Below are 10,915 nucleotides of genomic sequence, written 5' to 3'. Positions count from 1 at the left end.
CGTCACATCCGACCACACCAGCCCATCCGCAAGGCTCAGTTGTCCAAGCACGCGATCGACCATCCGAATCATCTCCCCTTCATGCCGGACCTACGGAATCACCAACTCAGTTCCGTGCAAAGCCCTCACAAGGGGAGAAGGGGAAGCCGCGCTACTCCGCTATGCCCTCTTCATATTCCGCCGACATCGTCAGCCACTTGTCCTCGTTCACAGCCAGCGTGTGCGCCAGTTGCGAACGTTCCTTGGCCAGCCGCGTCGCGGTGGACGGATCCTTCTCGTAGATCGCCGGGTTGGCGAGCTCGTCCTCGATGAGGTCGATGCGCTTGCGGATGCGGTCCATCAGCGCCTCGGTGGCGCGGATCTCCTTGGCCAGTGGTTCCAATGCAGCGCGGCGCTGGGCGGCTTCGCGGCGGCGATCGGCCTTGGAGGCCTTGTCGGCCTCCTTTTGCTCGCGGCGGTTAGACGAGACGCCGGTGACCAGCGTCTTGTAGTCCTCCAGGTCGCCGTCATAGGGATTGACCGCGCCGTCCTTGACGAGCCAGAGCCGGTCGGCTGTCGCCTCTAGAAGATGCCGATCGTGCGAGATCAGGATGACTGCGCCCGGAAAATCATTCAGCGCATGGATCAGCGATTCACGGCTGTCGATATCGAGATGGTTGGTCGGCTCGTCGAGGATGAAGAGGTTGGGTCCCTCGAAGGCCGATAGCCCCATCAAGAGCCGCGCCTTCTCGCCGCCGGACAGATCCTTGGCGGCCGTGTTCATCTTCTCGGTCGACAGGCCGAACTGGGCGACGCGGGCGCGCACCTTGGCTTCCGGCGCGTCCGGCATCAGCCGGCGCACATGCTCATAGGCGCTCTCCTCGGGACGCAGATCGTCGAGCTGGTGCTGAGCGAAGATCGCCACCTTCAGGCCCGGCGCGATGGTCATCGAGCCGGTTTCGGCCTTCAGCCGGCCGGCGAGCAGTTTTGCGAAGGTCGACTTGCCATTGCCGTTGGCGCCGAGCAGCGCGATGCGGTCGTCGGCATCGATGCGCAGCGTCATCTTCTTCAGGATCGGATTGCCCTCGGTATAGCCGACATTGACGCCGTTGAGCGCCACGATCGGCGAGGCCACCGTCTTCACCGGCTCGGGGAAGGAGAACGGCCGCACCGTGTCGTTCACCACCGCAGCGATCGGCTTCAGCTTCTCCAGCGCCTTCAGGCGAGACTGCGCCTGCCTCGCCTTGGAAGCCTTGGCGCGAAAACGCTCGACGAAGGATTCCATATGCTTGCGCTGCGCTTCCTGCTTGACGCGGCTCTTCTCCTGCAACTCGCGCTGCTCGGTCAGTTGGCGCTCGAACTGGTCGTAACCGCCGCGCCAGAAGGTGAGCTTCTTCTGGTCGAGGTGGACGATCGAGTTGACGGCGCGGTTGAGCAGGTCGCGATCATGCGAGATCAGCAACACCGTGTGCGGATACTTCGAGACATAGTTCTCCAGCCACAGCGTGCCTTCGAGGTCGAGATAATTGGTCGGCTCGTCAAGCAGCAGAAGGTCGGGCTCGGAGAAGAGCACGGCGGCCAGAGCCACGCGCATGCGCCAGCCGCCGGAGAAGGACGAAGCCGGCCGCCGCTGGGCGGCATCGTCGAAGCCGAGGCCGGCCAGGATCGTGGCGGCGCGGGATTCGGCCGAATGCGCGTCGATGTCGGCCAGCCGGGTGTGGATCTCGGCGATGCGGTGCGGATCTGTCGCAGTCTTCTCTTCCTCGAGCAAAGCCTGGCGCTCGACATCGGCTTTCAGCACGATCTCGATCAGCGGTTCCTCAGTGGCAGGCGCCTCCTGCGCCACCTGGCCGATGCGGGTGTTCTTCGGCAGGCTGATCGAGCCGGTCTCCGACGGGAAATCGCCGGTGATCGCCTTGAACAGCGTGGTCTTGCCGGTGCCGTTGCGGCCGACAAGGCCGGCCTTGGTGCCGGCTGGCAGGGTCAATGAGGCATGATCGAGAAGCAGCCGCCCCGCCATGCGCAGCGTAAGGTCGTTGATGATAAGCATAGCGGGCTTTTGCACGGGAGATCGGCGCTTCGCAAGAGCCAGCGCCCGGACGAGGCCCGCCGCACGCCGTCCGTGGCCGTTCAGCAAAAAAAACGCGACCGGGCTGGAACCAGTTGCCGGCTCCAGCGTTTGGAGGCCCGTGATCCGCTATCTCGCCCTCGCCTTCATCTTCTTCCAGGTTGCCACGACAACCGCGCTGGCGACGCAGGTGGTTCTTTTCGAAGACCAGGCCGCACAAATTGCTGTCCCGGTTGAATCGACGAGCAGGGCAGCGACACAGCCAATCTCCCTCCCCGAGTGGCGCGCGACGGAACACCTGCTGATCCAGATCGACAGCGGGAACTCCGGCCGTCGCCCCATGAACGACTGAGAGGCGCGCTGGGCAGCGCTCCCACCGCCCCGCCGGGCATCTCCACACAAGCAGTGAGATCGTTCACTCCCGGCTTTCGCCCGCCGGTCATACTTTGCTTGCCACGTCACAGATTTGGCGTTGATCGCCGCCATTGTCTCAACCTATGCTGGCACAGGCGCCGGGGCCGTTTCAAACAGAGGGCAGACGATATGTCGGGCAAGACCTCGCTCCTTTCGGCCTCGCTGGCGGTCGCGATTTTCGCGATCGCGGCCGGCCTGTTTCTCACCACGCCCGCCGCCCGCGCGGCAGCCGTCGACTGCGCGGCGGCGAAGACGCAGGCCGACCTTGCCACCTGCACGACCGCGAATGCCGCTTCGGCCGACGCTGGGCTCAACGCTGTCTACAAGGCGCTGGCGGCACGTCTCGCTCCCGCCGACCTGAAGCGCCTGCGTGACGCGCAGCGCGCCTGGATCCCATTTCGCGACAAGGAATGCGCCTTCCGCACCCAGCCCTATGCCGATGGCTCGATCTATTCGAGCCTGGTCGGGGTTTGCAAGGCGGAGTTGACCAAGGCGCGACTGGCGCAGTTGCAGCACCAGTTGCAATGCCCGGAGGGCGATCTCTCCTGCGTGCCGCAAAGCAGCGGCAATGCCGCGCCTGCGACGGCTAAAGCCGCGCCTGCGAAACCCGCCCCTGCCCAGGCAAGCCAGAACGACACGAGGCCATGCGTGCAATCCGCCGGCAAGGCGAAGTCGGACCAATATGTCTCGCAATGCGTCCAGGTTTCGCCGGCGACCAACCCGCCCTGCAATGGCCAGAACGCATGCAGCATGATGATCGACGAGATCAAGCGCGGCTGCGCCATGATCGGCAATGACAATCCGCCGGCCTTCTGTTCCGCGTATAAGGGGTGAGAGAAGCGCCCGCCCTGCCGGGCTGCCGCTCGGCACCGGCTTCCCCGGCGGGGAAATCAGCCAGGCCAAGCAGATGAAACACAAGTTCAGCTTCGGCTTATATTTATGCGCCGCGCGGCCGTTACCATGAAGAAAGGGCCAGAATCTGCAGGGCCGGCCATTGTGCTTGTCGAAAATCGATTTCAGTTTTCGTCGCGAACTGCAAATCTGTGAGCGCGCCGTGAGTCGTGCGTGAGCGCCAATGAAGAACTTGGCCCCAACAATAACTCGGCCCCAACAATAACTCGGCCCCAACAATAACTCGGCTATGTCAGGAGCTCACGATGGGCGAAGCGGTCAACGATCTGCGAACGCTGAAATATGTGGCGGAGATCGCGCGCAGGCTGGCGAAGATGCTCTCGCGCACGCGCTATCAGATGCTCGTCTATCTTCTCGAAATGACCGCCGTCGAAGCGGACAGCCTCGCCGCCGAGCAGGACCGCGACCGCCACGACGGGGGCAAGCCACCCCGTAACTGATGCCGGGTGTTCGGCGCGTTTACGGAACCAGTCACGCGGCGACGCAACATGCCGAGAGCGGTCCGACGGCCGCGCCATGACGATGGCGCGGCGTCATTCATTGCCTCAGGCAGCAGCTAAAGCGCGTCGCATGTCTTTATCCCGAAACCGGTTCCCACTTTCGGGAGACATGCTTTAGGTCCGGCCTCAGGCCTTGCCCTTGCGCTTGCCCTTGCCCGCGTCACCGCCGGCCGGCTTGCGGCCGAGGCCGGAAGATTTGGCCAGCGCCGAGCGGGTCGCCGAATAGCTGGGCGCCACCATCGGATAGTCCGCAGGTAGGCCCCATTTGGCGCGGTATTCGTCCGGCGTCAGGTTGTGATCGGTCGCAAGGTGGCGTTTCAACGACTTGAACTTCTTTCCATCCTCCAAACAAACGATGTGATCCGGGAAGACGGAACGCTTCGGGTTGACGGCGGGCGTCAGCGCCACCGCCTCCTTGACGACACTGCCGCCGGCGAGCTTGCGCACCGACGCGCTGACGCTGGCGATCAGATCAGGCAGGCCGGAAGCAGGGAGCGGATTGTTGCCGACATAGGCGGAGACAATGTCGGCGGTCAGTTCAATTGCGGTCTTATCGTCGATGTTGGACAATTTTTTCACCTTCTGCCGGCCCTCAAATCGCCAGCTCGTTTTTAAGACTTTTGTCGGTGTATCGAATTGGACCTGTCCCCCAACGGACCGTCCAGAGTCAGTAAAGCTACGCGACTCAATACCGGGTTATGTTTCTACGCGAGCTGCAAACGCGCAAGTTAGGATTTCTAATAGCTATAACAGATGCTTTATAGAACCGGCGGTCCGGCAGGATACGTAGAACCTCCGGTTGCACTGGGTCGGCCAAGGAAGTTGCTGAAAAGTCGAAGATCAGGCCAAGTCCGGCCACGGCAATGACAAGCCGCCGGCTGGACGTGGGCCTTTCGCGATTCGCCGGCGCCAGGGCAAATCGCTTATTTGACGGCGACGCCGGGCCTGACATTCGCCGAAGGGCTGTCCGACAGGATTTCCAGCACGCGTTTCCAGCGCGCGCAGCGGCCAAAGTCCTTTTGCTCGATAGCCTTTTCCGCCTTCATGGCCGCATAGAGCGGCGCTTCCGCGCCAAATTCCCTGACCAGCCAGTGCGCCTCCTGTCTGGCGCGGCGTTCGTCCTCGTCAACGGGCATTCTGGACATTGTGCCTGGTCTCCGTACCTTCGATGCCGACCGCGAGACAGCTGCCAATAACGAGGACGGCGCCGGCAACGGCCGTCATCGACAGGCTTTCGCCCGACAGGGTCAGCAGAAACGTGGAAGCGATCGGCGTCAGATAGGCGACGACCGCTATCCTGCCGCCGTGGTCGAGCTTTGCCGCGCGCGACCAGAAATAGTAGCCGAGCCCCATCGGGCCGGCGCCGAGATAGAGGCCGAGCAGGAGATGCGGACCGGTCAGGCGTCCAGCGCCGTCATGCAGGCACCAGGCAAAGGTGAGCGCGACGCCGATCAGCGCCGAGGGCAAAAGCAGGCGTTCCGGTGGCACGCCAAGGCGGCCGACAGTAAGCGAGTAGAAGGCCATGCAGAGCGCCGAGCCGAAAGCGGCGAGATAACCGACAACGCTGCCGCCTTCGAACCAGGCCCTGTTGAACCAAAAATGCGCGCGCCCTCCGGAAATGACCAGCGCCACGCCGGCGAAGCCGACGGCCGCGGCCAGGCCAAGCAACAGAGGACGGCGCGGCCGGCCCAGCAGGATAACCGCCGCGGCGGTCATCAGCGGCCAAGTATAGGCGACGAGGTTCGCCTCGATGACCGGCATCGAGGCGAAGCCGATATATTGCAGCACCATGGTGCCGACCAGCCCCAGGAAGCCGACGGCATAGGCGGCAAGCGAGACTCTTTCCTTCTCCCCTTGTGGGAGAAGGTGGATCGGCGCGGAGCGCCGAGACGGATGAGGGGTGTTGGAAGAAACTCCAGCGTCGGCGATCCGTCCAGCACCCCTCATCCGACCTCGCTTCGCGAGGCCACCTTCTCCCACAAGGGGAGAAGGGAAAAGCCGGATCAGCGCAAACACGACGGCCGCCCCGCAAAATTGCAGGAACTGCACTTGCGACACCGGATGGAGGGCAAGCAGCGTCTTCCCGACCATGGCGTTGGTCGCCCACAGCGCCACGGCGCCGAGGGCGAAAGCCAGCGCCGCCGCCGGGGCGGCGCTGGGATGGTTTTGACAGTCCGGCACGGCCGGGCCGAGGCTCAGCGACGCTGGGCGGGGCTGGCGCTCGACCGGATCGTTGGTCACTACCAAGACTCCCTTGCTCCGCCGGAAACCGGCTCCGCGGCGGGCTGCGGCATGGGATGCTCCTCGGCATGGCGGCGATAGGCGGGCAGCTGGTTGGTCCAGACATCCTCGGCCAGCTCGTTCACCCAGGCACGGTCATGGTCGTTGTCGGCGGCGAGGTAGAACATACGGTTGTCGTCGACATAGGGCTTGATCGCTGAGCGCTGGTTGAGCACCAGCGTGACGCGCTCGCCGAGCTGGATCGGCGCGGTGCGGTGGAGCACACCCAGGAACTGGCCGAGCGTGGCGTAGTTCATCTTGTGGTCGATGCGCATGATCTTGTTGCGCGGCAGGTCGCGGCCGGATTCCAGGATCGAGCGGCCGGTCTCGGAATCGTCGCAGTAGATCTCAAGATGACCGCCAATGAGAGGGTCGCTGATCGACAGCGGGATCAGCTCCGTCACGGGGACGCCGTCGCAATGCCATTCGACGGCGCCATCCCTGGGGTTCATGAAGGTGACGGTCGAACCGACGATCGACAGCGGATAGGGTTCGAGCTTGGTGCCCATCATGTCGGACAGCCTTTCCAAGCGCAGCTTGTCGTGCAAAAGCTCTTTGATCTCGGGAATATAGCGATCGGCGCCGGTGATAAAGGTGAGGTCGAGATGTTTGTGAACGGCATGGCTGGCCTTCAGCTTCAGAGCGGCTTCCTCGATCGCGGCAAGCAGAGCCGGGTCGTAACCGTGAGGATACTGGGCGACGCCGAAGGTCGAGACTTTCCAGGCGGTCTCATGACCAATGATGGCCTCGCGGCTCATTGCACAACGCAGTTCGGGAATTGTATGGGCGTTCATTGTACTTTCTCCAAGATGGGGGCAACACTTGGTTAACAGTCATTTAAACGCCCACCCCTGTAAATTTAGGAAAGCTGGTGGTAGCGTAAGCCCAGCTTAAGGTCGAAACCCCGTGCGTCTGCTCAGTCAGGTCAACCTCAACTCGCTGAAAATCGTGGAGAGCGCCGCGAGGCACAGGAATTTCACGCGCGCCGGCGAAGAGCAGTTTATCACCGCTTCCGCCGTCAGCCAGCGGGTGAAAAGCCTTGAAGATCAGCTTCGCTTCAAGATCTTCGAGCGCGGCGGCAACGCGGTGTCGCTGACGCCGGAGGGCGAGACCTATGTGGCGCGCGTGCGCGAGGCGCTGGAGCGGATCGTGGCGGCCAGTATGGAGGCTACCGGCCAGTCGCAGGCGCATGTGCTGCGTATCTGCGTGCTGCCGACCTTCGCGGCCCGCTGGCTGTTTCCCAGGCTGATGACCTTCCAGCAGCAATATCCCGACATCGAGATGCGGGTGTCGACATCCTACGCCACGCATGAATTCTCGACCTCGGAATACGATCTCGAGATCCGCTACGGCGACGGCAATTTCCCCGGCCTCACCTCGGAACTGTTGTTCAAGGAAGACCTGACGCCGGTGTGCAGCCGCAAGCTGTTTCACGACGTGCTGGGCGACAAGCCGCTGTCGAAGGTGGTGCCGGAGGACCTGCGCTACTTCACGCTGCTGCATTCCGACACCTGCACGCAGAACTGGCAGTCGTGGCTGGGCTTCGCCGGCGCGAGCTTCGTGCTTGGCGAGACGAGAAGCGTCTATTTCGACAGCTGCATGATGTCCTACGAAGCCGCCAATGCAGGCATGGGCTTCGCCGTCGCCAACCGCGCCTACATGGCAAGCGACATCCGTGCCGAAAGGCTGGTAGCCCCCTTCGCGGTCCACCATCCCAACACGGCGGGCTGGTATTTCGTCAGCCCCATCAAGGCGCTCGGCGCCCGCAAGGTGGAGCTGTTCAAGCAATGGATCCTGGCCGAGGCGGCGCTGACGCAGCGCCAGCTCGACGTCGAGATCGCCGGCGGACAGCCGGCACGCGCGGCGGTGGCCTAAGCAGCGCCGCTCGCGCAGCGTCAGGATTTTCCGGGTGTTTCCACTGACTGTAGCCGGCTAGCGCGATCGCACCATGACGCAAGGCCGAGACTCAGCTATGTTGGATTGCGCGGCGGGCCTGATTTTCCCGCTTGGCCGGCGCTATCCAGCTTCCTCCCAAGCAGCGCCGGCCTTCTTCGTTCGAAGCTGACGACAATTCAACCCGCCCTGCCCTACTGCTTCGGAGGCGTGCCCGGCTGGTCGCCGCCGGTGGTCGATTTCGGCACCGGGTTCTTGTCGACCTGAGGGTTCTGGTTGACCTCGTCGCCCGGCGCCTTGGTGGGTTGCACGCTGTTGTCGCAGGCGGCGAGCACGAGCCCTGCCGCAAGAGCCAGCAGCACAGGAAGCTTCATCATGACGACCTCCTCTCGTTCGCCCCTTTCATAAAGGGCAAACGAGGCGGTGGCGGTTTGGTTGCGATTGAGGCGGAACCAACCGGCCCGCGTCCGGTTGAAAGCCAATCGAACCGCATGAGGAGACGATGATGATCCGCCTGCTGCTTACGGGGCTTTTCGCCTACACCGCCTACCGCGTCGCCGTGAGGATCATCGACGAGGTGCCCGGCGATGTCGCGCCGCTGGACATGCCGGGCGACGAGAGGCGCAAGTTGCGGCGCCAGTCAGCGGCAATGGGGGTGGAGCCGAAGCGGTAGCTTGTGGGGAGATTAGCTGTATTGCGAACAAAGCGGAAACGATGCTTGATGGGCGATGAACATCGCCGCTCGTGATTCGTCCTTCGAGACGCCCGCTTATCTTGCCCGGCTGAATGACGAGCAAAGGTTGGCGGTGGTGCATGGCGACGGCAAGGTGGCGGCGCCGCTGCTGGTGATCGCGGGCGCGGGCTCCGGCAAGACCAACACGCTGGCGCATCGCGTCGCCCATCTCATCGTCAAGGGCGCCGATCCGCGCCGCATCCTGCTGATGACCTTCTCCCGTCGTGCCGCGGCGGAGATGGCCAAGCGGGTCGAGCGCATTGCCGGCGAGGTGCTGGGGCGCGACGCGGCGATCATCGCCGACGCGCTCGCCTGGGCCGGCACTTTCCACGGGATCGGCGCCAGGCTGCTCCGCGACTATGCCGAGCAGATCGGGCTCGATCCGGCCTTCACCATCCATGACCGCGAGGATTCGGCCGACCTGATGAACCTTGCACGGCACGAGCTGGGTTTCTCGAGAACCGAGAGCCGCTTCCCGACCAAAGGCACCTGTCTGCAGATCTATTCGCGGGCGGTGAACGCGCAGGCGGACCTGGACGAGGTGCTCGGCTCCGCCTTCCCCTGGTGCGCGGCATGGGCGGAGCAACTGAAGGAGCTTTTCGCGGCCTATGTCGAGGCCAAGCAGGCGCAGAACGTGCTCGATTACGACGACCTGCTGCTCTACTGGGCGCAGATGGCGGCCGAGCCGGAGATCGCCGCCCATCTCGGTTCCCGCTTCGACCACGTGCTGGTCGACGAGTACCAGGACACCAACCGGCTGCAGGCTTCGATCCTCCTGGCGCTGAAACCGGACGGCGCCGGGCTCACTGTGGTAGGGGACGACGCGCAGTCGATCTATTCCTTCCGCGCCGCCGAAGTTCGCAACATCCTCGATTTCCCAAAGCAGTTCGCGCAAGCAGCGGCGGTCGTCATGCTGGAGCGAAACTACCGCTCGACCGAGACGATCCTTGCCGCAGCCAACAGGGTGATTGGCGAGGCCAGCGAGCGCTTCACCAAGAATCTGTGGACCGAGCGCCGGTCCTCGCACCGGCCGCAGCTGGTCAGCGTGCGCGACGAGGCCGAGCAGGCGAATTATGTCTGCCAGGCGATCCTGGCCGAACGCGAGGCCGGCACGGCGCTGAAGGCGCAGGCGGTGCTGTTTCGCACCTCGAGCCACAGCGGGCCCCTGGAGGTGGAGCTGACGCGCCGCAACATCCCCTTCGTCAAGTTCGGCGGGCTGAAATTCCTCGACGCCGCGCATGTCAAGGACATGCTGGCGATGCTGCGCTTCGCCGAGAACCCGCGCGACCGCGTCGCCGGTTTCCGCGTGCTGCAGCTGATGCCGGGCATCGGCCCGTCCGCCGCCTCGCAGATCGTGGATGCCATGGCGACGTCGCTCGACGAGACGCTCGGCCTTGCCCGCTTCCGGCCGCCGCAGCGCGCGGCGCAGGATTGGCCGGTGTTCCTCGACATCTATAGCGGCTTGCGCGCCGGCGCCAAATGGCCGGCCGACCTCGAACGGATCAGGCTCTGGTACGAACCGCATATGGAGCGCATCCACGAGGATGCGATCACGCGCCGGGCCGATCTCATCCAGCTCGAGCAGATCGCCTCGACCTATCCGTCGCGCGAACGCTTCCTGACCGAGCTGACGCTCGATCCGCCCGACGCCACCAGCGACCAGGCCGGACCGCCCCATCGCGACGAGGATTACCTCATCCTGTCGACCATCCATTCGGCCAAGGGCCAGGAATGGAAGAACGTCTTCGTGCTCAACACGGTCGATGGCTGCATCCCGGCCGATCTCGGGGTCGGCACCAAGGAGGACATCGAGGAGGAACGCCGGCTGCTCTATGTGGCGATGACCAGGGCCAAGGACAGCCTGCATTTGGTGGTGCCGCAGCGCTTCTACCCGCACAACCAGGCGGCGCGCGGCGATCGCCATGTCTATGCCTCGCGCACCCGCTTCATCCCGGCCTCGATGCTTTCGGCCTTCGACCAATCGTCCTGGGCGAGTGCGGCGCTCAAGGACGACCCGCGCCAGCGGCCAGGCGTCAAGGTAGACCTTGGCGCCCGCATGCGCGGCATGTGGAAATAGGCTGCCTGCCCTCCTGCCGATTCACGCGACGGATCAGGTCCAAGACGGAAAAATTGGCG

Annotated in this window: 12 protein-coding genes; 6 read left to right on the top strand and 6 right to left on the bottom strand. The window is 64.0% G+C overall.

Annotated features, from left to right (window positions below):
- Positions 1–151: 151 nt before the first annotated feature.
- Entirely contained in the window at positions 152–2,029 is a 1,878-nt protein-coding gene (locus tag EOA23_RS26350; RefSeq protein ID WP_126061769.1) for an ABC-F family ATP-binding cassette domain-containing protein, read from the bottom strand.
- Between the two features lie 139 nt (positions 2,030–2,168).
- Here EOA23_RS26350 and EOA23_RS26345 point away from each other — a divergent pair, with 139 nt between their 5' ends.
- The 3 genes from EOA23_RS26345 to EOA23_RS26335 all read left to right on the top strand — a co-directional run bounded on the left by EOA23_RS26345 (position 2,169) and on the right by EOA23_RS26335 (position 3,813).
- Positions 2,169–2,399 (top strand): hypothetical protein, encoded by a 231-nt coding sequence (locus EOA23_RS26345; protein ID WP_126061770.1) that lies wholly within the window; start codon positions 2,169–2,171, stop codon positions 2,397–2,399.
- 191 nt (positions 2,400–2,590) lie between these two features.
- The gene (locus EOA23_RS26340) at positions 2,591–3,295 is read left to right on the top strand and encodes a lysozyme inhibitor LprI family protein (RefSeq protein ID WP_127306302.1); all 705 of its coding nucleotides are present in this window, start codon (positions 2,591–2,593) and stop codon (positions 3,293–3,295) included.
- A gap of 323 nt (positions 3,296–3,618) precedes the next feature.
- Positions 3,619–3,813, top strand: a complete 195-nt coding sequence (locus tag EOA23_RS26335) for a hypothetical protein (RefSeq protein WP_127306301.1) — start codon at positions 3,619–3,621, stop codon at positions 3,811–3,813.
- 186 nt (positions 3,814–3,999) lie between these two features.
- Here EOA23_RS26335 and EOA23_RS26330 read toward each other — a convergent pair whose 3' ends face one another.
- The 4 genes from EOA23_RS26330 to EOA23_RS35805 all read right to left on the bottom strand — a co-directional run bounded on the left by EOA23_RS26330 (position 4,000) and on the right by EOA23_RS35805 (position 6,947).
- Entirely contained in the window at positions 4,000–4,443 is a 444-nt protein-coding gene (locus EOA23_RS26330; protein WP_042638138.1) for a MucR family transcriptional regulator, read from the bottom strand.
- Positions 4,444–4,796: 353 nt separating this feature from the next.
- Positions 4,797–5,018 carry a hypothetical protein gene (locus tag EOA23_RS26325; RefSeq protein ID WP_245474353.1) on the bottom strand — a complete coding sequence of 74 codons (222 nt, stop codon included), beginning with the start codon at positions 5,016–5,018 and terminating at the stop codon, positions 4,797–4,799.
- Positions 4,999–5,964, bottom strand: a complete 966-nt coding sequence (locus EOA23_RS26320; protein ID WP_127306304.1) for a DMT family transporter — start codon at positions 5,962–5,964, stop codon at positions 4,999–5,001. Before EOA23_RS26320 ends, EOA23_RS26325 begins: the two co-directional genes overlap by 20 nt.
- Before the next feature lie 149 nt (positions 5,965–6,113).
- Positions 6,114–6,947: a hypothetical protein gene (locus tag EOA23_RS35805; RefSeq protein WP_189341711.1), complete on the bottom strand. Its 834-nt coding sequence runs from the start codon at positions 6,945–6,947 to the stop codon at positions 6,114–6,116.
- 112 nt (positions 6,948–7,059) lie between these two features.
- Between EOA23_RS35805 and EOA23_RS26305 the strand changes: the two genes are divergently transcribed.
- Positions 7,060–8,028, top strand: a complete 969-nt coding sequence (locus EOA23_RS26305) for a LysR substrate-binding domain-containing protein (protein WP_127306300.1) — start codon at positions 7,060–7,062, stop codon at positions 8,026–8,028.
- A 212-nt stretch (positions 8,029–8,240) separates the two neighbouring features.
- Here EOA23_RS26305 and EOA23_RS26300 read toward each other — a convergent pair whose 3' ends face one another.
- Positions 8,241–8,423, bottom strand: a complete 183-nt coding sequence (locus EOA23_RS26300) for a hypothetical protein (RefSeq protein WP_095816012.1) — start codon at positions 8,421–8,423, stop codon at positions 8,241–8,243.
- Between the two features lie 128 nt (positions 8,424–8,551).
- On the opposite strand from EOA23_RS26300, the gene EOA23_RS35800 reads away from it, so the two are divergent.
- Positions 8,552–8,719, top strand: a complete 168-nt coding sequence (locus EOA23_RS35800; RefSeq protein ID WP_189341710.1) for a hypothetical protein — start codon at positions 8,552–8,554, stop codon at positions 8,717–8,719.
- A 55-nt stretch (positions 8,720–8,774) separates the two neighbouring features.
- The gene (locus EOA23_RS26295; protein ID WP_127306299.1) at positions 8,775–10,856 is read left to right on the top strand and encodes an ATP-dependent helicase; all 2,082 of its coding nucleotides are present in this window, start codon (positions 8,775–8,777) and stop codon (positions 10,854–10,856) included.
- The last annotated feature ends 59 nt before the right edge of the window (positions 10,857–10,915 follow it).

Source organism: Mesorhizobium sp. M2A.F.Ca.ET.042.01.1.1 (assembly GCF_003997405.1).
Taxonomy (GTDB): Bacteria; Pseudomonadota; Alphaproteobacteria; order Rhizobiales; family Rhizobiaceae; genus Mesorhizobium.
This window is presented reverse-complemented; position numbering and strand designations above follow the sequence as displayed.

What these genes read in the sequence shown, in the direction of transcription:
- EOA23_RS26350 (WP_126061769.1), bottom strand. Translation starts at nt 2,029, where the DNA reads ATGCTTATCATCAACGACCTTACGCTGCGCATGGCGGGGCGGCTGCTT.
- EOA23_RS26340 (WP_127306302.1), top strand. Translation starts at nt 2,591, where the DNA reads ATGTCGGGCAAGACCTCGCTCCTTTCGGCCTCGCTGGCGGTCGCGATT.
- EOA23_RS26335 (WP_127306301.1), top strand. Translation starts at nt 3,619, where the DNA reads ATGGGCGAAGCGGTCAACGATCTGCGAACGCTGAAATATGTGGCGGAG.
- EOA23_RS26325 (WP_245474353.1), bottom strand. Translation starts at nt 5,018, where the DNA reads ATGTCCAGAATGCCCGTTGACGAGGACGAACGCCGCGCCAGACAGGAG.
- EOA23_RS26320 (WP_127306304.1), bottom strand. Translation starts at nt 5,964, where the DNA reads ATGGTCGGGAAGACGCTGCTTGCCCTCCATCCGGTGTCGCAAGTGCAG.
- EOA23_RS35805 (WP_189341711.1), bottom strand. Translation starts at nt 6,947, where the DNA reads ATGAACGCCCATACAATTCCCGAACTGCGTTGTGCAATGAGCCGCGAG.
- EOA23_RS26300 (WP_095816012.1), bottom strand. Translation starts at nt 8,423, where the DNA reads ATGATGAAGCTTCCTGTGCTGCTGGCTCTTGCGGCAGGGCTCGTGCTC.
- EOA23_RS35800 (WP_189341710.1), top strand. Translation starts at nt 8,552, where the DNA reads ATGATCCGCCTGCTGCTTACGGGGCTTTTCGCCTACACCGCCTACCGC.
- EOA23_RS26295 (WP_127306299.1), top strand. Translation starts at nt 8,775, where the DNA reads ATGAACATCGCCGCTCGTGATTCGTCCTTCGAGACGCCCGCTTATCTT.